The 22,506-nt window shown below is 61.5% G+C and carries 15 protein-coding genes, 1 tRNA gene and 1 pseudogene; 16 read left to right on the forward strand and 1 reads right to left on the reverse strand.

Translation table 11 applies throughout. The features are described from left to right. The 11 genes and pseudogenes from tuf to HD883_RS27360 all read left to right on the forward strand — a co-directional run. Positions 1-186 (forward strand): annotated as a pseudogene (gene tuf, locus HD883_RS27310) (elongation factor Tu); the annotation flags it as partial. Positions 187-374: 188 nt separating this feature from the next. Beyond that, positions 375-450 (forward strand) — tRNA-Trp (locus HD883_RS27315). A 127-nt stretch (positions 451-577) separates the two neighbouring features. Continuing rightward, positions 578-958, forward strand: a complete 381-nt coding sequence (gene secE, locus HD883_RS27320) for a preprotein translocase subunit SecE (protein WP_179591044.1) — start codon at positions 578-580, stop codon at positions 956-958. Positions 959-975: 17 nt separating this feature from the next. Next, positions 976-1,509 (forward strand): transcription termination/antitermination protein NusG, encoded by a 534-nt coding sequence (gene nusG / locus HD883_RS27325; RefSeq protein WP_179591042.1) that lies wholly within the window; start codon positions 976-978, stop codon positions 1,507-1,509. A 133-nt stretch (positions 1,510-1,642) separates the two neighbouring features. Further along, a complete protein-coding gene (gene rplK / locus HD883_RS27330; protein ID WP_179591040.1) occupies positions 1,643-2,074 on the forward strand; it encodes a 50S ribosomal protein L11 in 432 nt (143 codons plus the stop codon). Between the two features lie 2 nt (positions 2,075-2,076). Continuing rightward, complete coding sequence (gene rplA, locus HD883_RS27335; RefSeq protein WP_179591039.1) at positions 2,077-2,772, forward strand: 50S ribosomal protein L1; 696 nt, start codon at positions 2,077-2,079, stop codon at positions 2,770-2,772. 324 nt (positions 2,773-3,096) lie between these two features. Beyond that, positions 3,097-3,624: a 50S ribosomal protein L10 gene (gene rplJ, locus HD883_RS27340; RefSeq protein ID WP_179591036.1), complete on the forward strand. Its 528-nt coding sequence runs from the start codon at positions 3,097-3,099 to the stop codon at positions 3,622-3,624. A 66-nt stretch (positions 3,625-3,690) separates the two neighbouring features. After that, positions 3,691-4,071 carry a 50S ribosomal protein L7/L12 gene (gene rplL / locus HD883_RS27345; RefSeq protein WP_179591034.1) on the forward strand — a complete coding sequence of 127 codons (381 nt, stop codon included), beginning with the start codon at positions 3,691-3,693 and terminating at the stop codon, positions 4,069-4,071. 304 nt (positions 4,072-4,375) lie between these two features. Next, positions 4,376-8,488, forward strand: a complete 4,113-nt coding sequence (gene rpoB / locus HD883_RS27350; protein ID WP_179591032.1) for a DNA-directed RNA polymerase subunit beta — start codon at positions 4,376-4,378, stop codon at positions 8,486-8,488. A gap of 11 nt (positions 8,489-8,499) precedes the next feature. Beyond that, positions 8,500-12,756, forward strand: coding sequence for a DNA-directed RNA polymerase subunit beta' (gene rpoC / locus HD883_RS27355; protein WP_179591030.1), 4,257 nt, complete (start codon positions 8,500-8,502; stop codon positions 12,754-12,756). Positions 12,757-13,024: 268 nt separating this feature from the next. Continuing rightward, a complete protein-coding gene (locus HD883_RS27360) occupies positions 13,025-16,708 on the forward strand; it encodes a PAS domain S-box protein (protein WP_179591029.1) in 3,684 nt (1,227 codons plus the stop codon). Positions 16,709-16,808: 100 nt separating this feature from the next. Here HD883_RS27360 and HD883_RS27365 read toward each other — a convergent pair whose 3' ends face one another. Further along, the gene (locus tag HD883_RS27365; protein ID WP_373563498.1) at positions 16,809-17,279 is read right to left on the reverse strand and encodes an Lrp/AsnC family transcriptional regulator; all 471 of its coding nucleotides are present in this window, start codon (positions 17,277-17,279) and stop codon (positions 16,809-16,811) included. A gap of 144 nt (positions 17,280-17,423) precedes the next feature. Here HD883_RS27365 and hppD point away from each other — a divergent pair, with 144 nt between their 5' ends. The 5 genes from hppD to HD883_RS27390 all read left to right on the forward strand — a co-directional run. Next, positions 17,424-18,545, forward strand: a complete 1,122-nt coding sequence (gene hppD / locus HD883_RS27370) for a 4-hydroxyphenylpyruvate dioxygenase (protein ID WP_179591027.1) — start codon at positions 17,424-17,426, stop codon at positions 18,543-18,545. Positions 18,546-19,027: 482 nt separating this feature from the next. After that, entirely contained in the window at positions 19,028-19,405 is a 378-nt protein-coding gene (rpsL, locus tag HD883_RS27375) for a 30S ribosomal protein S12 (protein ID WP_179591025.1), read from the forward strand. 211 nt (positions 19,406-19,616) lie between these two features. Next, on the forward strand, positions 19,617-20,087 hold the full coding sequence (gene rpsG, locus HD883_RS27380) for a 30S ribosomal protein S7 (protein ID WP_179591046.1): 471 nt from the start codon (positions 19,617-19,619) through the stop codon (positions 20,085-20,087). Between the two features lie 77 nt (positions 20,088-20,164). Beyond that, complete coding sequence (gene fusA, locus HD883_RS27385) at positions 20,165-22,267, forward strand: elongation factor G (RefSeq protein ID WP_179591023.1); 2,103 nt, start codon at positions 20,165-20,167, stop codon at positions 22,265-22,267. Positions 22,268-22,324: 57 nt separating this feature from the next. After that, a partial coding sequence (locus HD883_RS27390; RefSeq protein WP_257022338.1) for a GTP-binding protein occupies positions 22,325-22,506 on the forward strand: 182 nt, incomplete at its 3' end.

Consider the following 22,506-nt stretch of genomic DNA (forward strand, 5'->3'; position numbering starts at 1 on the left):
CGTACGACTGACGTGACGGGCTCGATCGAGCTGCCGGAAGACAAGGAAATGGTTCTGCCAGGCGACAACGTGTCGATCACGGTCAAGCTGCTGGCCCCCATCGCCATGGAAGAAGGTCTGCGCTTCGCCATCCGTGAAGGCGGTCGTACCGTCGGCGCCGGTGTCGTTGCCACGATTCTGAAGTAATATGCTGGGTTGCAGAGAGCGGAAACGCTTTCTGCAATGGCTGCTTTATCGAACAAGAACGCAGACGACGGGTCAAAAGCCGGTCCGAAAGCTTCCTAGAAAGTTCGAAAATCACAGTCAGGCGAAGCCGCCAACTCTTCGCCAGCAAGATCAAACGAGCGTCATCCCCGGATGGCGCTTGAGACTTTAGGGGAATAGCTCAATTGGCAGAGCGTTGGTCTCCAAAACCAAAGGTTGTGGGTTCGATTCCCTCTTCCCCTGCCACTTTCTCCCGGAGCTCGCGGGTTCTATGTCCGAGCTTCGGTCTGAAGCTTGCATGGCGCCGCAAGAGCCGGGTTGTCTTTGCAAGCACAGCCGCCTTCAGTCCTGCTGAAGCGGCCCGGACGAACAGATGTCGAATCCAAACGTCGAAACCGTAACAAGCTCCACCGATCGAGTCAAAGTGGGCCTGGCGATTGCCGCCTTCGTGGCCGGGCTGGTGGGCTTTTACGCCTTGTCGTCGAGCCCTACCATTGCCCGCGTCGGCGTCGTGATCGTCGGCCTGGTTGTTGCCCTGGTGATCGCGTACTTCAGCGAACCCGGCCGCCGGGTCATCGCATTCGCGCAAGACTCCTACCAGGAGACCCGCAAGGTCGTCTGGCCGAACCGCAAGGAAACCATCCAGACCACCGGCGCCGTGTTCGCGTTCGTGGTGATCATGGCGGTTTTCCTGTGGCTGACTGACAAATCGATTGAATGGGTGCTGTACGACCTGCTTCTCGGTTGGAAATAAAACGGCGGAATGAAGCGATGAGCAAGCGTTGGTACGTCGTTCATGTCTACTCTGGCATGGAAAAAAGCGTTCAAAAGGCGCTGATGGAACGTGTGGAGCGGGCCGGTCTGGATACCTCTTTTGGTCAGATCCTGGTCCCCACCGAAGAAGTGATCGAAGTGAAGGGCGGTAGCAAGTCCGTGACCGAACGGCGCTTTTTCCCGGGTTACGTGTTCGTCGAGATGGATCTGACCGACGAAACGTGGCACCTGGTGAAGAACACCAACAAAGTCACGGGTTTCATTGGCGGTTCGGGCAACCGGCCCACGCCGATCTCCCAGAAAGAAGTCGACGACATGCTGTCGCAGATGCAAGAGGGCGTGGAAAAGCCACGGCCGAAGGTCTTGTTCGAAGTGGGCGAAATGGTCCGCATCAAGGAAGGTCCGTTTGCAGACTTCAACGGCAACGTCGAAGACGTCAACTACGAAAAGAGCAAGCTGCGCGTGTCCGTGACCATTTTTGGTCGTTCGACCCCGGTGGAACTCGATTTCAGCCAGGTCGAAAAGTCCTGAGCTTGGTATGAATAACCGGATGACGCGCTGCGGCCAGCGTCATCCGGGTTTCGGCGTCTGCGATGCCGAAGAATCCCGGCCGGCAACCTCGGGGAGCCCTGTCAAGGGCGATTGAACCCGAAAGGAGCACACCATGGCGAAGAAAATCGTCGGCTTCATCAAGCTGCAAGTTCCAGCTGGTAAAGCCAACCCGTCCCCCCCTATCGGTCCTGCGCTGGGTCAGCGCGGTCTGAACATCATGGAATTCTGCAAGGCGTTCAACGCCAAGACGCAAGGCATGGAGCCTGGTCTGCCGATTCCCGTGGTGATCACCGCTTTTGCCGACAAGAGCTTCACGTTCGTGATGAAGTCGCCTCCAGCGACCATCCTGATCAAGAAGGCTGCCGGCATCCAGAAGGGCTCGCCCACGCCGCACACCGCCAAGGTGGGCTCGCTGACGCGCGCGCAAGTCGAAGAAATCGTCAAGACCAAGCAACCTGACCTGACCGCCGCCGATCTCGACGCCGCGGTTCGTACGATCGCTGGTAGCGCCCGCAGCATGGGCATCACGGTAGAGGGTCTGTAATCATGGCACGTCTGTCGAAACGCATTACCGCGGTCCGCGCAAAGATCGACCGCAACAAGCTGTACCCCGTCGCCGAAGCGCTCGCGCTGGTGAAAGACACCGCCACCGCCAAGTTCGATGAATCCATCGACCTGGCCGTGCAGCTCGGCATCGACGCCAAGAAGTCGGACCAGCTGGTTCGCGGCTCCGTCGTGCTGCCTGCCGGTACCGGCAAGAGCGTGCGCGTCGCCGTGTTCGCACAGGGCGACAAGGCCGAGCAGGCGAAAGCCGCCGGCGCCGACATCGTCGGCATGGAAGACCTGGCCGACCAGATCAAGGCCGGCAAGATGGACTTTGACATCGTCATCGCGTCGCCAGACACGATGCGCGTCGTGGGCGCCCTGGGTCAGATCCTGGGTCCCCGTGGCCTGATGCCTAACCCGAAGGTCGGTACCGTGACGCCTGACGTCGCTACCGCCGTCAAGAACGCCAAGGCCGGTCAGGTTCAATACCGTACCGACAAGGCAGGCATCATCCACGCCACGATCGGCCGTGCATCGTTCAACGTCGAACAGCTCCAGTCCAACCTGGTGGCGCTGGTCGATGCCCTGAACAAGGCGCGTCCTGCCACTGCCAAGGGCGTGTACCTGCGCAAGCTGGCCGTGTCGTCGACGATGGGTGGCGGTGTTCGCGTCGACCAGGCTTCGCTGAGCGCCTGATAGGCGTCACGCAAGGCAGCATTTGTAGTACCAAACTTTGGGCTGCACCCCGCGGCCGGTTCGCCGGACAAAGGGTGTTGCTGTCAAAGACCGCGGGAGAGAAACGAGGGTGCCGCCTGCTCAGGCAGGAGGCCGATCCGCAGATCTTAAAACCGTTGGCGAATCCTGTTGCAACGCCCAGTGCGCCAAGAACAGGCCTAGCAGCGGATCCAGCGTAGACGGCGGTCCCAGGAAGAATTCTTATCCAAAGAACTCGACCAGGTTCGCCGCATTCGGTTGACGCAACGGGATTTCCCCAAGCGTCTTTTGATGGAGTGTTCGACCGTGAGTCTCAATCGTAAAGAGAAGACGGTGGTTATCGAAGAGATCTCGGTAGAAGTTGCCAAGGCTCAATCGATCATCATCGCAGAGTACCGGGGTCTGGACGTCGCTGCCGTCACCGTACTGCGCAAGAAAGCACGTGAGTCGGGTGTTTACCTGCGTGTTCTGAAGAACACGCTGGCCATTCGCGCCATCGCTGGCACCCCTTTCGAGGGTCTGTCCACCCACTTGGCCGGTCCGCTGATTTATGCAGTGAGCGCCGACCCAGTGGCTGCAGCAAAAGTACTGGCTGACTTTGCCAAAACCAATGACAAGCTCGTTCTGAAGGCCGGCTCGCTGCCGAACAGCCTGATGAACGTTGAAGGCATCAAGGCCCTGGCCGCCCTGCCTTCGCGCGAAGAACTGTTGGCAAAACTGCTCGGCACGATGCAAGCCCCGATCGCAACGTTTGTGCGTACGCTCAACGAAGTTCCGTCCAAGTTCGTGCGCGGCCTCGCCGCAGTACGCGACAAGCAGGCGGAAGCGGCTTAATCGCCTCTTCGTTGGACAAAAGCGACTACCGCACCTGGTATCAAACTATTTGGAAATCTAAAGAAAATGGCACTGAACAAAGCAGAAATCATTGAAGCTATCGCTGGCCTGACCGTTCTGGAACTGTCGGAACTGATCAAGGATCTGGAAGAGAAGTTCGGCGTGTCGGCAGCTGCTGTTGCAGCTCCTGCTGCTGCTGGCGGCGGCGCTGCTGCTGCAGCACCTGCTGAAGAGCAGACCGAATTCAACGTCATCCTGGCCGAAGTCGGCGCCAACAAGGTCAACGTCATCAAGGCAGTTCGCGAGCTGACCGGCCTGGGCCTGAAGGAAGCCAAGGACGTCGTTGACGGCGCTCCTAAGGCAGTGAAGGAAGGCGTGTCGAAGGCTGACGCCGAAGCCGCCAAGAAGAAGCTCGAAGAAGCTGGTGCAAAGGCCGATATCAAGTAATTTCGGTTCCGCATGCACCCGGGGGTCCGTCAAAACGACCTCCGGGTTTTTGCGTTCTGAAAGGGGTGTTTTCTTGACCCCTTATCAGGGGAATTACTCGGGCTTTCCGCGGTCATAGAAAGCCCGATGTAACGGATTTCCGGTGCGCAGGTGGCCCACGCTGCCGCCTTCGAACCCGAAACCCGTGCCGGAACCCTTTCCGGTTGAAGGGACGCCAGCCAGGCTGCTGGACGTTCTGCCCAGATTTCGAAGTCGTATTTTAGGACCGCCGCCCGCGGTTCACGCAACCTGAGTCGGAGTGCTCATGCCCTACTCGTTCACCGAAAAGAAGCGCATCCGCAAAAGCTTCGCCAAGCGCGAGGACGTTCAGAGCGTCCCGTATCTGCTGGCTACCCAGCTTGAATCGTACCTGACCTTTCTGCAAGAAGAGACCGCTCCTCTGCGTCGGAAGGATGAGGGCCTCCAAGCCGCGTTCACCTCGATATTCCCCATCGTCAGCCACAACCAGATGGCCCGGCTGGAATTCGTCAGCTATGTGCTTGGCGAACCCGCCTTCGACGTTCGGGAATGCCAACAACGGGGCCTGACCTTCGCATCGCCCCTGCGCGCCAAGGTGCGCCTGGTGCTGCTCGACCGCGAGGCCAGCAAGCCCACCGTGAAGGAAGTGAAGGAACAGGAAGTCTACATGGGCGAGATTCCGCTCATGACGACGACGGGTTCGTTCGTGATCAACGGCACGGAACGGGTCATCGTTTCGCAGCTGCACCGTTCGCCAGGCGTGTTCTTCGAGCACGACCGCGGCAAGACCCACAGCTCCGGCAAGTTGCTGTTCTCGGCCCGCGTGATTCCTTACCGCGGTTCGTGGCTCGACTTCGAATTCGACCCGAAGGACATCCTGTTCTTCCGCGTCGACCGCCGTCGCAAGATGCCCGTGACGATCCTGCTCAAGGCGATCGGCATGACCCCCGAGACTATCCTCGAACACTTCTTCAGCTTCGATACGTTCGAACTGCAGAGCGAGGGCGGCCTGATGGAGTTCGTGCCTGAGCGCTGGAAGGGTGAAGTCGCGCGTTTCGACATCAACGACAAGCTGGGCAAGACGCTGGTCGCGAAAGACAAGCGCATCAACGCCAAGAACATCCGTGACCTGGTCTCCGCCGGCACGGAACGCATCTCCGTGCCTGAAGATTTCCTGCTGGGCCGCTCGCTGGCAAAAAATGCCATCGATCCGGAAACCGGCGAAATCGTCGCAAGCGCGAACGACGAGCTGACCGAAACGTTGCTCGACAAGCTGCGCAACCACAACGTCCGCACGATCGAGACGCTGTACACGAACGACCTGGATCAGGGTCCGTACATTTCGCAGACGCTGAACGTCGACGAAACGACCGACCAGACCGCCGCCCGTGTCGCGATCTATCGCATGATGCGCCCTGGCGAGCCGCCAACCGAAGACGCTGTCGAAGCGTTGTTCCATCGTCTGTTCTTCAACGAAGAGACGTACGATCTGTCGCGCGTGGGCCGCATGAAGGTCAACAGCCGTCTGGGCCGTGGCAACGACATCACCGGGACCATGACGCTGACCAACCAGGACATTCTTGACACGATCAAGATCCTGGTCGAACTGCGTAACGGCCGCGGCGAAATCGATGACATCGATCACCTGGGCAACCGCCGCGTCCGCTGCGTGGGCGAACTGGCCGAAAACCAGTTCCGCGCCGGTCTCGTCCGTGTCGAACGTGCCGTCAAGGAACGTCTGGGCCAGGCCGAAGCCGAAAACCTGATGCCGCACGACCTGATCAACTCCAAGCCGATTTCGGCCGCGATCAAGGAGTTCTTCGGTTCGAGCCAGCTGTCGCAGTTCATGGACCAGACCAACCCGCTGTCCGAGATCACGCACAAGCGTCGCGTCTCGGCACTGGGACCAGGCGGTCTGACCCGCGAACGCGCAGGCTTCGAAGTCCGCGACGTGCACCCGACCCACTATGGCCGCGTGTGCCCGATCGAAACGCCGGAAGGTCCGAACATCGGCCTGATCAACTCGATGGCGCTGTATGCCCGCCTGAACGAATACGGCTTCCTCGAAACGCCGTATCGCAAGGTCGTGGACAACAAGGTCACGGATCAGATCGACTACCTGTCGGCCATTGAAGAAAGCCGCTACGTGATCGCCCAGGCGAACGCGAGCCTGGACGCCGAAGGGCACTTCACCGACGACCTCGTGGCCTGCCGCGAAGCCGGTGAAACCATGCTGACCGCGCGCGACAACGTGCACTACATGGACGTTGCGCCGTCGCAGATCGTATCGGTTGCTGCTTCGCTGATTCCGTTCCTGGAACACGATGACGCGAACCGTGCACTGATGGGTTCGAACATGCAGCGCCAGGCAGTGCCTTGCCTGCGTCCGGAAAAGTCGGTGGTGGGTACGGGTATCGAACGTACCGTGGCCGTCGACTCGGGTACGACCGTGCAAGCCCTGCGTGGCGGCCTGGTCGACTACGTCGATGCCGACCGTGTGGTGATTCGCGTCAATGACGACGAAAACGCCGCCGGCGAAGTCGGTGTGGATATCTACAACCTGATCAAGTACACCCGTTCGAACCAGAACACGAACATCAACCAGCGTCCGATCGTGCGCCGGGGCGACATCGTTGCCCGTGGCGACGTGCTGGCCGACGGTGCATCGACCGACCTGGGCGAACTCGCCCTGGGTCAGAACATGCTGGTCGCGTTCATGCCGTGGAACGGCTACAACTTCGAAGACTCGATGCTGATCTCGGAACGTGTCGTGGCAGAAGACCGCTACACGTCGATCCACATCGAAGAACTGACGGTTGTCGCCCGTGACACCAAGCTGGGTTCGGAAGAAATCACGCGCGACATCAGCAACCTGTCCGAAGGCCAGTTGGGCCGTCTGGACGAGTCGGGCATCGTCTACATCGGCGCCGAAGTCGAAGCCGGCGACGTGCTGGTCGGCAAGGTCACGCCCAAGGGCGAGACCCAGCTGACGCCTGAAGAAAAGCTGCTGCGCGCCATCTTCGGCGAGAAGGCCTCCGACGTGAAAGACACGTCGCTGCGCGTTCCGTCGGGCATGGTCGGCACGGTCATCGACGTGCAGGTGTTCACGCGTGAAGGCATCGTGCGCGACAAGCGCGCGCAGTCGATCATCGACGACGAACTCAAGCGCTATCGCACCGACCTGAACGACCAGCTGCGCATCGTTGAAAACGACACGTTCGATCGTATCGAAAAGACGCTGATCGGCAAGCCCGTGAACGGCGGCCCGCGCAAGCTGGCCAAGGGCGCTGAACTGACGCGCGAATACCTGACGGATCTGGACCGCTGGCAGTGGTTCGACATTCGCCTGGCTGACGAAGGCGGCGCAACCGCCCTTGAGCAGGCGAAAGAGTCGATCGAACAGAAGCGTCACCAGTTCGACCTGGCATTCGAAGAAAAGCGCAAGAAGCTGACGCAAGGCGACGAGCTGCCCCCGGGCGTGCTCAAGATGGTCAAGGTGTACCTGGCCGTCAAGCGTCGTCTGCAGCCTGGCGACAAGATGGCCGGCCGTCACGGCAACAAGGGTGTGGTCTCCAAGATCACCCCGATCGAAGACATGCCGCACATGGCCGACGGTACTCCCGCCGACATCGTGTTGAACCCGCTGGGCGTGCCATCGCGGATGAACGTCGGGCAGGTGCTCGAAGTTCACCTGGGCTGGGCGGCCAAGGGTCTGGGCCTGCGCATCAATGACATGCTGCGCGACGCACGGAAGATCGAAGTGGCCAAGATCCGCGAGTTCCTCGCCAAGATCTACAACTCCACGGGGACCTCCGCGCGGCTTGAAGAATTCAGCGATGACGACATCGTCGAACTGGCCAACAACCTGAAGAACGGTGTTCCGTTCGCCACGCCCGTGTTTGACGGTGCGACCGAAGACGACATTCGCGACATGCTGAATCTCGCCTACCCGGACGACATCGCCGAACGCCTGAAGCTGGCGAATTCGAAGACCCAGGCGTACCTGTTCGATGGCCGTACCGGCGAAATGTTCGAACGCCCCGTGACTGTCGGCTACATGCACATGCTGAAGCTGCATCACCTGGTTGACGACAAGATGCACGCCCGCTCCACCGGCCCGTACTCGCTCGTGACGCAGCAACCGTTGGGCGGTAAAGCCCAGTTCGGTGGCCAGCGCTTCGGTGAGATGGAAGTGTGGGCGCTGGAAGCGTACGGCGCGTCGTATGTGCTGCAAGAAATGTTGACCGTCAAGTCCGACGATGTGAACGGCCGTACCAAGGTCTACGAGAACATCGTGAAGGGCGACCACGTGATCGATGCGGGCATGCCCGAGTCGTTCAACGTGTTGGTCAAGGAAATCCGGTCGCTCGGGATCGACATGGATCTCGAACGTAACTGATAGGAGTCGCCATGAAAGCGCTTTTGGATCTGTTCAAGCAAGTTACGCAGGAAGAACAGTTCGACGCCATCCGTATTGGCATCGCGTCGCCGGAGAAGATCCGGTCATGGTCGTTCGGGGAAGTGAAGAAGCCCGAAACCATCAACTACCGTACGTTCAAGCCTGAACGCGACGGGCTGTTTTGCGCCAAGATTTTCGGTCCCATCAAGGACTACGAATGCTTGTGCGGTAAGTACAAGCGCCTGAAGCACCGCGGCGTGATCTGCGAGAAGTGCGGCGTCGAAGTGACGCTCGCCAAGGTGCGTCGCGAACGCATGGGCCACATCGAACTGGCCAGCCCGGTCGCGCACATCTGGTTCCTGAAGTCGCTGCCGTCGCGTCTGGGCATGGTCCTGGACATGACGCTGCGCGACATCGAACGCGTGCTGTACTTCGAAGCATATTGCGTCATCGACGCAGGCATGACGCCGCTCAAGCGCGGCCAGATCATGTCGGAAGACGACTTCCTGGCCAAGACGGAAGAGTACGGCGATGACTTCCGCGCCGTGATGGGTGCCGAGGCCGTGCGCGAACTGCTGCGCAACCTCGACATCAATCGCGATGTGGAAACGCTCCGTGCCGATCTGCAGGCCACGAGTTCGGACGCCAAGATCAAGAAGATTTCCAAGCGCCTGAAGGTGCTGGAAGGCTTCCAGAAGTCGGGCATCAAGCCGGACTGGATGATCCTGGAAGTGCTGCCCGTTCTGCCGCCCGAGCTGCGCCCGCTGGTGCCGCTGGACGGTGGCCGGTTTGCCACGTCCGACCTGAACGACCTGTATCGCCGGGTGATCAACCGCAACAACCGTCTGAAGCGTCTGCTCGAGCTGAAGGCCCCTGAAATCATCGTGCGCAACGAAAAGCGCATGCTGCAGGAAGCCGTCGACTCGCTGCTGGACAACGGTCGCCGCGGCAAGGCCATGACGGGCGCCAACAAGCGTCCGCTCAAGTCGCTGGCCGACATGATCAAGGGCAAGAGCGGTCGTTTCCGTCAGAACCTGCTGGGCAAGCGCGTCGACTACTCGGGCCGTTCGGTCATCGTGGTGGGTCCTCAGCTCAAGCTGCACCAGTGCGGTCTGCCCAAGCTGATGGCGCTGGAACTGTTCAAGCCCTTCATCTTCAACCGTCTGGAAATGATGGGTCTGGCCACGACCATCAAGGCGGCAAAGAAGCTGGTCGAGACGCAGGAACCGGTGGTGTGGGACATCCTCGAAGAGGTGATCCGCGAACATCCGATCATGCTGAACCGCGCACCGACTCTGCACCGCCTGGGTATCCAGGCGTTCGAGCCGGTGCTGATCGAAGGCAAGGCGATCCAGCTGCACCCGCTGGTTTGCGCGGCGTTCAACGCCGACTTCGACGGTGACCAGATGGCCGTTCACGTGCCGCTGTCCATCGAAGCGCAGCTCGAAGCCCGTACGCTGATGCTGGCCTCGAACAACATTCTGTTCCCGGCCAACGGCGAACCGTCGATCGTGCCGTCGCAGGACATCGTGCTGGGCCTGTACTACGCCACGCGCGAACGTGTGAACGGTCGCGGCGAAGGTACGCACTTCGTTGACGTGTCGGAAGTCCTGCGCGCCTACGAAAACAAGTTCGTGGAACTGCAGACGCGCATTACCGTGCGCCTGAACGAATACGAGCGTGACGAACAAGGCGAATGGCAGCCGGTGCTGCGCCGCTTTGAAACCACGGTCGGCCGCGCGATCCTGTCCGAGATCCTTCCGAAGGGCCTGCCCTTCTCGGTGCTGAACAAGGCACTGAAGAAGAAGGAAATCTCGCGCCTGATCAACCAGTCGTTCCGTCGTTGCGGCCTGCGCGACACGGTCATCTTTGCTGACCAGCTGATGCAGTCGGGCTTCCGCCTGGCCACGCGCGGCGGTATCTCGATCTGCATGGACGACATGCTGATCCCGGACGCCAAGGTCGGCATCCTGGCCGAAGCCAGCAAGGAAGTGAAGGAAATCGACAAGCAATACTCGTCGGGTCTGGTCACGTCGCAGGAACGGTACAACAACGTGGTGGACATCTGGGGCAAGGCAGGCGATCGCGTCGGCAAGGCCATGATGGAACAACTGTCGACCGAGCCCGTGATCGATCGCCATGGCAATGCAACACGCCAGGAATCGTTCAACTCGATCTACATGATGGCCGACTCGGGCGCGCGCGGTTCCGCAGCGCAGATTCGCCAGCTCGCCGGCATGCGAGGCCTGATGGCCAAGCCTGACGGCTCCATCATCGAGACGCCCATCACGGCAAACTTCCGTGAAGGCCTGAACGTGCTGCAGTACTTCATTTCGACTCACGGCGCTCGTAAGGGCCTGGCCGACACGGCACTGAAGACCGCGAACTCGGGTTACCTGACCCGTCGTCTGGTCGATGTGACGCAAGACTTGGTGATCACCGAAGAAGATTGCGGTACGAACTTCGGCTTCAACATGAAGGCGTTGGTGGAAGGCGGTGAAGTCATCGAACCGCTGCGCGACCGTATTCTGGGTCGTACGGCAGTGTCGGACGTCATCAACCCCGACACGCAGGAAACCGTATTCGAAGCGGGCACGCTGCTCGACGAAGACGCGGTCGAACTGATCGAAAGCCTGGGCATTGACGAAGTCAAGGTGCGTTCGCCGCTGAGCTGCGAAACGCGTCATGGCCTGTGCGCCGCCTGCTACGGCCGCGACCTGGGTCGTGGCTCGTCGGTCAACGTGGGTGAGGCTGTCGGCGTGATCGCCGCCCAGTCCATCGGCGAACCGGGCACGCAGCTGACGATGCGTACGTTCCACATCGGTGGCGCGGCGTCGCGTGCGGCACTGGCTTCCGGCGTGGAAACCAAGTCGAACGGCACGGTGCGGTTCACCAGCGCCATGCGCTACGTGACCAACGTGAAGAACGAACAGGTTGCCATCTCGCGGTCGGGCGAAATCCTGATCGTTGATGACAGCGGCCGCGAACGCGAACGCCACAAGGTGCCTTACGGCGCCATCCTGGTCCACGGCGATGGCTCGGCGGTCAAGGCCGGCGCGCAGCTCGCGACCTGGGATCCGCTGACTCGTCCGATCATTACCGAGCATGCCGGTACGATCAAGTTCGAGAACGTGGAAGAAGGCGTGACCGTGGCCCGTCAGCTCGACGAAGTCACGGGTCTGTCGACGCTGGTTGCCATCACGCCGAAAACGCGTGGCAGCGCCAAGCAGACGGTTCGTCCGCAGGTCAAGCTGCTCAATGAGCAGGGCGAAGAAGTCAAGATCGCCGGTACCGATCACTCGGTGAGCATCTCCTTCCCGGTCGGCGCGCTGATTACCGTGCGCGATGCACAGGAAGTTGGTGTCGGTGAAGTGCTGGCGCGTATTCCGCAAGAATCGCAGAAGACACGTGACATTACCGGGGGTCTGCCCCGCGTGGCCGAGCTGTTCGAAGCCCGTTCGCCGAAGGACGCCGGCATGCTTGCCGACGTTACCGGTACGGTGTCGTTCGGCAAGGACACGAAGGGCAAGCAGCGTCTGGTCATTACCGACCTGGACGGCGTGAGCCACGAATTCCTGATCCCGAAAGAGAAGCAGGTGCTGGTGCACGACGGCCAGGTGGTGAACAAGGGCGAAATGATCGTGGACGGCCCGGCCGACCCGCACGACATCCTGCGTCTGCAGGGTATCGAAAAGCTGGCCAGCTACATCGTCGACGAAGTGCAGGACGTGTACCGTCTGCAGGGCGTGAAGATCAACGACAAGCACATCGAAGTGATCGTGCGTCAGATGCTGCGCCGTGTGGTCATCGTGGATGCGGGCGAAACGTCCTTCATCACCGGTGAACAGGTCGAACGTGCCGAAATGCTCAACGAGAACGATCGTTGCGCTGCCGACAACCGCCGTCCTGCCACGCACTACGACGTGCTGCTCGGTATCACGAAGGCCTCGCTGTCGACCGACTCGTTCATTTCGGCTGCATCGTTCCAGGAAACCACGCGTGTCCTGACCGAAGCCGCCATCATGGGCAAGCGCGACGAACTGCGTGGTCTGAAGGAAAACGTCATTGTCGGCCGCCTGATTCCTGCAGGTACCGGCATGGCCTTCCACCAGGCCCGCAAGGAAAAAGAAGCGCTGGAAGCGGCCGAACGCGAAGTCGTGTTCGCCGATGTGGGCAACACCTTCGACGAAAGCACGATCTTCACGACCGCGCCCGAAACCGTTGGCGCTGCTCCCCAGGACGACGCTGGCGACGACACCCAGGTGTAACGCAAGGTCTTTGCAGTATCCGGACGTTCCGCCTTGCGCGGGCGTCCGTTCCGAAAAAGCCGCTCCGCTTCATGCAGGGCGGCTTTTTTTTCGTCCTTTTGCCCGGCGAGCGGCAGAGCCGCCAGTGTGCTTCCTGCGGCAGCCTTTGCCGTGCATAACATTGGAACCGACGCATCCTCACACACTCTCCAACGGTCGAGCGTAAAAGAACGTTGATAAACTAACTCGGCCAGTCGGTGGTGACGGCACAAAGGTTTATTGGGAAGTCATGGCTGTAACTACGCGGGAATTGCTCGCCCACGCTCCGCACGACGCGCTGCAAAGCCTGTCGGGCCTGGGCGGGCTGTTCGACGCGCTTCAGAACAGCGACATGGCGGTGGTCGTGGCCGACGTGCGCGAGCCCGAGCAGCCCATCGTGTTCGCCAACGAAGCGTTCACGGCGTTGACCGGGTACGGGTTGGCCGAGATCCTGGGCCGCAACTGCCGTTTCATGCAGGGTCCGCTGACCGACAACGCCGCCATCCGCGCCATGCGCGAGGCGGTTGCAGAAAGCCGCCGTGTGTACATCGACGTGCAGAACTATCGCAAAGACGGTGCGCTGTTCTGGAACCGGATTGCGCTCAGCCCCGTAGCGGACGCCGGCGGCGCTGTTACTCACTACATTGCCTTGCAGTGCGACGTCACCCTGGTCCACCAGGCCATCGCCACGCGCGACGCCCTGCGCGCCAGCGACGAAGCACCCGAATACAGCCTGCTCGGATCGCAGCTGATCGGGTCGTGGAACTGGGACGTGCGCCATGACCGCGTCTATGCCGACGAACGGTATGCCGCCCTGTATGACGTCACCGCCGCGCAAGCCGCACGCGGGGCATCGCTGGCAAACTTCCTGCGCAACGTCCACCCCGAAGACCGCGAGCGTGCCGAACAGACGGCCCGATCCGCGATCGAGAGCGGCGAGGCCTATCAGGACGAATACCGGGTCGTCACCCAGGGCCGCGTACGGTGGATCGCGCTGCGCGGGCAATGCACCTACAACGACGACGGCACGCCGCGGTCGTTTTCCGGCGTGGCCTGGGACATCAGCGAATACAAGCGCGCCGAACAGGCCCTGCACGAAAGCGCCGAAGAACTGCGGCTGATCACCGACGCCTTGCCGGCGCTGATCGGCTACGTGGATGCCGAGCAGCGATTCCGCTTCAACAACCGGGCCTACCTGGACTGGTTCGGCCTGCCCCCGCAGGCCCTGTACGGCAAGACCGTGCGAGAAGTGCTGGGCGATCACGCGTACGAGCTGCGCCGCAAGCACCTGGAAGACGCGCTGGTCGGCATTCCGGCCCACTTCGAAGCCTATGCGCCCCACACCGATGGCACGCCCCACCACGCGCTGATGCAATACCTGCCGCGCCGGATGAAAGACGGGCGCGTCAGCGGCTGTTATGTGCTGGTGTTCGACATTACCGAGCGCAAACGCGCCGAAGAGGCCACCCGCCTGCACGGCGCGCGGATGGACGCGCTGATCAACCAGGCCGCGGTTGGCATCGTCCAGGTGAACATGGACGCGCGCATCGTCATGGTGAATCAGCGCTTCTGCGAAATTGCGGGGCGGCCCGAAGACACGCTGGTCGGCCAGCATGTCCAGCAGCTGGTGCACGCCGGGGACCAGGCCGAGACCCGCCGCCTGATGCTGCTGCTGCGCACCCGCGGCGAGCCGTTCTTTGTCGAACAGCGCATCGTGCGTCCGGACGGGGCCATCGTGTGGGTGAGCAATCACGTCTCCGCTTTGAAAGACGCGTCGGGCCAGCCCGAATTTGCCAGCATCATCGTCAGCGATGTGACCGCTCGCAAGCAGGCGGAAGAGCGCCAGTCGGCGCTGCTGGAGCTGGGCGATCACCTGCGTGACCTGACCGATGCCGACGCCATCGTGTCGACGGCCGTAGCCATGCTGGCCCGCATGAGCGGCCTGTCCCGGGTCGGGTACGGGCAGGTCGACCCCACCCAGCAAAGCGCGCATATCGAAGATGCCTGGATTGCCGGCCGCGCCCAGGTTAGCGTGGCGGGCGATCACCGTTTTGAAGATTACGGCCAGACCACCGCCCGCCTGCGCAATGGCGAAACCATTGCCATTCCTGACGTGCTGCGCGATCCGCGCAGTGCCGAGCACGCCGAATCGCTGCTCAGCCTGGGCGTGCGCGCGCTGGTGAACGTGCCCCTGGTCGAGCAGGGCCAGTTGGTCGGCGTGCTGTTCCTGCATCACCATCTGCCCAGGCAATGGGCAGCGTCCGAACTGGATTTCGTGCGCAACGTGGCCGACCGCATCTGGGCGGCGCTCAAGCGCGCGAGCGCCACGGTGCAGCTGGAACGCCTGAATGCCACGCTGGAACAACGCGTTGCGCAGCGGACCGCCGACCTGGACCGGATGTGGCGCCTGTCGACCGACGTCATGCTGGCGACCGGGTTCGACATGCGAATTCTGGCGCTGAACCCGGCCTGGAAAACCGCCCTGGGCTGGGAGCCGGGCGATCTGGTGGGCGCGTCCTTCCTGGATCTGGTCCACCCCGACGAACAGGCCGCCACCCAGGCCGCCGTCGCGCAGCTATCCCACGGCATGCCCACCCTGCAGTTTGAAAACCGGGTACGCCACCAGGACGGCAGCTATCGCTGGTTTGCGTGGCGCGCAGCGGCGGACGAAGTCGGCGTGCACGGCGTGGGCCGCGATGTGACGAGCGAGAAGGAAGCGGCCGAAGCCTTGCGCAAGGCCGAAGACCAGTTGCGCCAGGCGCACAAGATGGAAGCCGTCGGGCAACTGACGGGTGGCATTGCGCACGACTTCAACAACATCCTGCAGGGGGTAATCGGCCCGCTGGACCTGATCCGCCGCAGCATCAAGCTGGGCCGGGTGGACAACCTGGGCCGCTTCATCGACACGGCGACCACCGCCGCCAAACGCGCGGCCGCGCTGACGCACCGGCTGCTGGCCTTTTCGCGCCGCCAATCGCTCGACCCGCGCGCGCTGGACCTGAACACCCTGGTCACGTCGCTGGAAGAACTGCTGCGGCGCACGATAGGCGAGGGCATCGTGCTGGAAGTGTCGCTGGCGCCGGACCTGTGGCCAGCCTACACCGACGCCAACCAGCTGGAAAACGCGTTGCTGAACCTGGTCATCAACGCGCGCGACGCGATGCCCGAAGGCGGCGGACTGGCGATCACCACCAACAACGTCACGCTGGACGATGCCTATGTGCGACGCCAGGATGGCATGCGCGCCGGGGATTATGTCGCGCTGTCCGTCACCGACACGGGCGTGGGCATGCCGCCCGAGGTGATCGCCAAGGCCTTCGACCCCTTCTTTACGACCAAGCCGATCGGGCAGGGCACCGGGCTGGGGCTGTCGATGATCTACGGGTTCGCCAAACAATCGAATGGCCATGTGCGCATTCGCAGCGAGGTCGGCGTCGGCACCAGTGTGCGGCTGTACCTGCCGCGGTGTGTCGATCCGGTCCAGCTGAGCAACGCCGCCAACGAGCTGCCCCTGGAATTGCCGCATATTGCGCTGGACGGCTCGGCGCCCCTGGTGGGCGGCAAGACCGTGCTGGTGGTGGAAGATGACGCCGCGGTCCGGATGGTGGTGCTGGACGTGCTGGAAGGCCTGGGCTATCGCACCGTGGAAGCGTGCGATGGGCTGGAAGGGCTGGCGGTGGTGCAGTCCGACCAGCGGATCGACCTGATGGTGACTGACGTGGGCATGCCCAAGCTCAACGGCCACGATCTGGCTGAAGAGGCGCGCGACCTGCGGCCCGACTTGAAGATCCTGTTCATGACGGGGTACGCCAAGAACGCCACCCTGCGGTCGGGCTTCCTGCGGCCGGGCATGGAGATGATCGCCAAACCGTTCGTGCTGGACGCCCTGGCCGCGCATGTGCGCAGCATGCTGTCCGACGAGACGGATGCCTGACGCCTGAAGCGTTAATCCCTGACGCCTGATGCCTGTCCCCTGAAGCCTGGCACCCGGGCGCCCGGACGCCTGACCCCCGACCCTGGCCCCACCACAGGCATCACACCCCCAGCGCCGTCGTCTCCTTGATCTTCTTCAGCGTGAAGCTGGACCGGATGTCGATCACCGCCGGGTGCTTCATCAGCGTATCCATCGCAAACCGCGAAAAGTGCGCCAGGTCTTCCACCTGAATCCGCATCAGGTAGTCCATGTCCCCCGTCATCGCATAGCAGGCGACCACTTCCGGCCAGCGCTGCACGTCGCGCGCGAATTCGTCGATCGGCAGGTGGCTGCCCCCCACATGCTTCTGCAGGCGAACGCTCACATACGCCAGCAGCCCCAGCCCGACCTTGTCGGCATCCACCAACGCCACGTACTGGCGGATCACGCCTCCGTCTTCCAGCCGCCGCACGCGCCGCAAACAGGGGCTGGGCGACAGCGACACGCGTTCGGCCAGTTCCTGGTTGGTCAGCCGGCCATCCTGCTGCAAGGCCTCAAGAATGCGGCGGTCGGTACGGTCCAGATCGTGCACGGGCAGCTCCTGCCAATAAGTCGTTGATTGCCGCAATAGTATTGCCAGACTGGCCGGTTATGAAGCACCGAAGGCAATCTTCTGCCCTGCGGACTTCCCTAGAATCGAAGCCTGCGATCACCACACACTATCCTGGAGCGAGACATGACTACCCCGTTCGAATTGTGGGACAACCCCATGGGCACCGCCGGCTTCGAGTTTGTCGAATATGCCGCCCCCGATCCCGAGGCCCTGGGCAAGGTGTTCGAGAACCTGGGCTTCAAGGCGATCGCCAGACACCGTCACAAGAACGTGGTGTTGTATCGCCAGGGCGACATCAATTTCATCGTCAATGGCGAGGCCGACTCCTTCGCGCAGCGCTTCGCGCGCCAGCACGGCCCGTCCATCTGTGCCATTGCCTTCCGGGTCGAAGACGCCGCCTTTGCGTACCAGCGCGCACTGGAGCTGGGCGCCTGGGGCTTTGACGCCAAGAGCGGCCCCATGGAACTGAACATCCCGGGCATCAAGGGCATTGGCGATTCCGTCATCTATTTCGTGGACCGCTGGCGTGGCAAGGGCGGCCGGGACGGTGGAATTGGCGACATCGACATCTATGACGTGGATTTCGAGCCGATCGATACCGCCCACGCGCAGGAAGACCTGCACCCCCGCGGCGCCGGCCTGGTCACGATCGACCACCTGACGCACAACGTGCACCGCGGCCGCATGAATGAATGGGCCGACTTCTATGAACGGTATTTCAACTTCCGCGAAATCCGCTACTTCGATATCGAAGGGCAGGTGACCGGCGTCAAGTCCAAGGCGATGACCTCGCCCTGCGGCCTGATCCGCATCCCGATCAACGAAGAAGGCAACAATGAAAAGGGCCAGATCCAGGAATACCTGGACCTGTACCACGGCGAAGGGATCCAGCACATCGCCCTGGGCAGCAGCGACATCTACCGGACGGTAGAATCGCTGCGGCAGTCGGGCGTGGTGTTCCTGGATACGCCGGACACCTACTACGAGCTGCTCGACAAGCGCCTGCCCGACCACGGCGAAGACGTGCCGACGCTATTCAAGAACAAGATCCTGGTGGACGGCGCGCCGGGCGGCGGCTTGCTGCTGCAGATCTTTACCCAGACCGTGATCGGACCGATCTTCTTCGAGATCATCCAGCGCAAGGGCGACGAAGGCTTTGGCGAAGGCAATTTCAAGGCGTTGTTCGAATCGATCGAACTGGACCAGATGCGCCGCGGAGTGCTGACCAGCACCGCCAAGGCCTGAAGCACACCCGTTGCCAGAGCCCCGGGGTGTCGCAAACACGCCACCCTGGCGCTCTCCTGGGGTTTCCCCCTCCCCCTATTTGACTGTTCCGCGACCCCGGGCTATCATTAAAGGCTCTCTGGAGTCGGCTCGCCCGGGCCGCGCGTTCTTTAGTTGCAGATTGACCCAGTGCCGACGCAGGTTGTCGGGGGTCGGGAAGGGTGAAAACCCAACTGATTTGCCTGTCGTGCCTTGACACCACGCCTTGCAGGTTGCCCGATGCCACCGGCCTACATGCCTTGCCGAGCTGCGGTACCCCATCTGCTTTTCAAGAGCCGCGTCGCGGCACAACCCTCCCCAGCAGTAGAAACTTTTGCGCCGCACCGACGTGCAAGCATGTATTTGCATGCACTCGTTTTCATGTGCGGCCTCGTGCATGCCGGTTCGCCAGCATCCGCTCACAGACTAACCCCAGAGACCTAACCAGGTTACGGAAGAGGGCCATGCCTACTATCAGCCAACTCGTGCGCAAGCCGCGCGAATCCAGCCACGCCAAGAGCAAGAGTCCCGCTCTGGAAAGCAGCCCGCAGCGTCGCGGCGTCTGCACGCGTGTTTACACCACCACGCCTAAGAAGCCTAACTCCGCACTGCGGAAGGTTGCCAAGGTTCGCCTGACCAACGGTTTCGAGATCATCTCGTACATCGGCGGTGAAGGCCACAACCTGCAGGAGCACTCGGTTGTGCTCGTGCGCGGCGGCCGGGTCAAGGACTTGCCAGGTGTGCGTTATCACATCGTGCGCGGTTCGCTCGACTTGCAAGGCGTGAAAGACCGCAAGCAGTCGCGCTCCAAGTACGGCGCGAAGCGTCCCAAGAAGGTCTAAGGCGCGTTTTAGCCCGCGGCATCGGTGTGCAGCAGTGCACAGCATGCATCGCCCGGGTCGTTTTACCGGTTTTGTCCCGCCAGCGTCACCTGCCCGAAGTTGCAGGAAGCTGTGCGAGTAAGGGGTTGTCCAGGCATGAGCCACAAGGACAACCATGGCCGCGAGCGCATTGCTCAGCGGTTCAACTGAACTGACATATGGAAGTGTTCAAATGCCACGTCGTCGTGAAGTACCCAAGCGCGAAATTCTGCCTGATCCAAAGTTCGCAAGCGTAGAACTCGCCAAATTCATGAACATCATCATGCTCTCCGGCAAGAAAGCCGTTGCAGAGCGGATCGTTTATGGCGCGTTCGAGCAAATCAAGACCAAGGCCGGCAAAGACCCTCTCGAGGTGTTCGGTCAGGCCATCGGCAACGTCAAGCCGATCGTCGAGGTCAAGAGCCGCCGCGTTGGCGGTGCGAACTATCAGGTGCCGGTTGAAGTGCGCCCCGTGCGCCGCCTGGCACTGGCCATGCGCTGGGTGCGTGAAGCCGCCAAGAAGCGTGGCGAAAAGTCCATGGACCTTCGCCTCGCCGGCGAACTGCTCGACGCGGCCGAAGGCCGTGGCGGCGCAGTCAAGAAGCGCGATGACACGCACAAGATGGCCGAAGCCAACAAGGCATTCAGCCACTTCCGCTGGTAATCGCCCGCAAGTAAGCAACACAGTGCCTGCCGGCGCCTGCCGGCAGGCCGACTACTCAAGTCACAAGGAATCCGATCATGGCCCGCAAGACCCCGATCGAGCGCTACCGCAATATCGGCATCTCTGCGCACATCGACGCAGGGAAGACCACCACGACCGAACGTGTTCTGTTCTACACGGGCGTCAACCACAAGATCGGCGAAGTGCACGATGGTGCAGCGACGATGGACTGGATGGAGCAGGAGCAGGAACGCGGTATCACCATTACCTCGGCTGCCACGACCTGCTTCTGGAAAGGCATGGCCGGGAATTTCCCCGAGCACCACATCAACATCATCGACACCCCGGGACACGTCGACTTCACGATTGAAGTCGAACGCTCGATGCGCGTGCTCGATGGCGCCTGCATGGTCTACTGCGCTGTGGGTGGCGTTCAGCCCCAGTCGGAAACCGTGTGGCGTCAGGCCAACAAGTACGGCGTGCCGCGCCTGGCCTTCGTGAACAAGATGGACCGTACCGGCGCCAACTTCTTCAAGGTCTACGACCAGATGCGTCTTCGCCTGAAGGCCAATCCGGTTCCGCTGCACGTGCCGATCGGCGCCGAAGACACCTTCAAGGGCGTCGTCGACCTGGTCAAGATGAAGGCCATCCTGTGGGATGACGCCAGCCAGGGCATCAAGTTCGAATACGGTGACATCCCGGCCGAACTGGTTGACACCTGCAACGAATGGCACGAAAAGCTGGTCGAGAGCGCCGCTGAGTCGTCAGAAGAACTGATGAACAAGTACCTCGAAACCGGTGAACTGACCGAAGAAGAAATCAAGCTGGGCATCCGCACGCGTACCATCGCCTGCGAAATCCAGCCGATGCTCTGCGGTTCGGCGTTCAAGAACAAGGGCGTGCAAGCCATGCTCGACGCCGTCGTCGAATTCCTGCCATCGCCAGTGGACATCCCACCGGTCGAAGGCACCGACGACAACGATCAGCCGATCACCCGCAATGCCGACGACAAGGAAAAGTTCTCGGCGCTGGCGTTCAAGTTGATGTCGGACCCGTTCGTTGGTCAGCTGACCTTCATTCGTGTGTACTCCGGCTCGATCAACTCGGGTGACACGGTGTTCAACCCGATCAAGGGCAAGAAGGAACGTCTGGGTCGTCTGCTGCAAATGCACGCGAACCAGCGCGAGGAAATCAAGCAGGTCCTGGCTGGCGACATCGCCGCTGCCGTGGGCCTGAAGGATGTCACGACCGGTGAAACGCTGTGCGATCCGGAAGCCGTGATCACCCTCGAAAAGATGATCTTCCCCGAGCCCGTGATTGCACAGGCCGTGGAACCCAAGACGAAGGCTGACCAGGAAAAGATGGGCCTGGCGCTGAACCGTCTGGCACAGGAAGATCCGTCGTTCCGCGTGCATACCGATGAAGAATCGGGTCAGACCATCATTTCCGGGATGGGCGAGCTCCACCTGGAAATCATCGTCGATCGCATGAAGCGCGAATTCAACGTGGAAGCGAACGTGGGCAAGCCCCAGGTCGCGTACCGCGAAACGATCCGCAAGACCTGCGAAGAGTCCGAAGGCAAGTTCGTCAAGCAGTCGGGCGGTCGCGGTCAATACGGTCACGTGGTGCTCAAGGTCGAGCCCCAGGAACCGGGCAAGGGCTTCGAATTCGTCGACGCCATCAAGGGCGGTGTGGTTCCTCGCGAATTCATCCCGGCCGTGGAAAAGGGTTGCATCGAAACGCTGAAGGCTGGCGTGATGGCCGGCTACCCGGTGGTCGATGTGAAGGTCACCCTGTTCTTCGGTTCGTACCACGATGTCGACTCGAACGAAAACGCATTCCGCATGGCTGCCTCGATGGCATTCAAGGACGGCATGCGCAAGGCCAGCCCGGTTCTGCTTGAACCGATGATGGCCGTGGAAGTCGAAACACCGGAAGACTACGCAGGTAACGTGATGGGCGATCTGTCCTCGCGTCGCGGCATGGTCCAGGGTATGGACGACATGGTGGGCGGCGGCAAGGCTATCAAGGCCGAAGTTCCGCTGGCTGAAATGTTCGGTTATTCCACCACGCTGCGTTCCGCGACCCAGGGTCGTGCAACGTACACGATGGAATTCAAGCATTACGCTGAAGCGCCTAAGAACGTCGCCGAGGCAATCATGAGCGCCCGCGCCAAGTAATTGGCAGGCATCACGCAATCACACTGAACCTCCAGAGCATCTGCAGGAAGAGAAATCATGGCAAAAAGCAAGTTTGAACGTACCAAGCCGCACGTCAACGTCGGCACCATCGGTCACGTCGACCATGGCAAGACCACGCTGACCGCAGCGATCACCACCGTGCTGTCGAAGGCATTCGGCGGCGAAGCCAAGGCCTACGACCAGATCGACGCAGCGCCTGAAGAAAAAGCGCGCGGCAT

The sequence above is a fragment of the Pigmentiphaga litoralis genome (genome assembly GCF_013408655.1).
In the GTDB taxonomy this organism is placed as follows: domain Bacteria; phylum Pseudomonadota; class Gammaproteobacteria; order Burkholderiales; family Burkholderiaceae_B; genus Pigmentiphaga; species Pigmentiphaga litoralis_A.

Excerpts from the sequence above, each read along its gene's own strand:
- rplL (WP_179591034.1), top strand. The coding sequence starts at position 3,691 with ATGGCACTGAACAAAGCAGAAATCATTGAAGCTATCGCTGGCCTGACC.
- fusA (WP_179591023.1), top strand. The coding sequence starts at position 20,165 with ATGGCCCGCAAGACCCCGATCGAGCGCTACCGCAATATCGGCATCTCT.
- HD883_RS27360 (WP_179591029.1), top strand. The coding sequence starts at position 13,025 with ATGGCTGTAACTACGCGGGAATTGCTCGCCCACGCTCCGCACGACGCG.
- rpsG (WP_179591046.1), top strand. The coding sequence starts at position 19,617 with ATGCCACGTCGTCGTGAAGTACCCAAGCGCGAAATTCTGCCTGATCCA.
- rpoC (WP_179591030.1), top strand. The coding sequence starts at position 8,500 with ATGAAAGCGCTTTTGGATCTGTTCAAGCAAGTTACGCAGGAAGAACAG.
- rpoB (WP_179591032.1), top strand. The coding sequence starts at position 4,376 with ATGCCCTACTCGTTCACCGAAAAGAAGCGCATCCGCAAAAGCTTCGCC.
- hppD (WP_179591027.1), top strand. The coding sequence starts at position 17,424 with ATGACTACCCCGTTCGAATTGTGGGACAACCCCATGGGCACCGCCGGC.
- rpsL (WP_179591025.1), top strand. The coding sequence starts at position 19,028 with ATGCCTACTATCAGCCAACTCGTGCGCAAGCCGCGCGAATCCAGCCAC.
- secE (WP_179591044.1), top strand. The coding sequence starts at position 578 with ATGTCGAATCCAAACGTCGAAACCGTAACAAGCTCCACCGATCGAGTC.
- rplK (WP_179591040.1), top strand. The coding sequence starts at position 1,643 with ATGGCGAAGAAAATCGTCGGCTTCATCAAGCTGCAAGTTCCAGCTGGT.
- rplA (WP_179591039.1), top strand. The coding sequence starts at position 2,077 with ATGGCACGTCTGTCGAAACGCATTACCGCGGTCCGCGCAAAGATCGAC.
- nusG (WP_179591042.1), top strand. The coding sequence starts at position 976 with ATGAGCAAGCGTTGGTACGTCGTTCATGTCTACTCTGGCATGGAAAAA.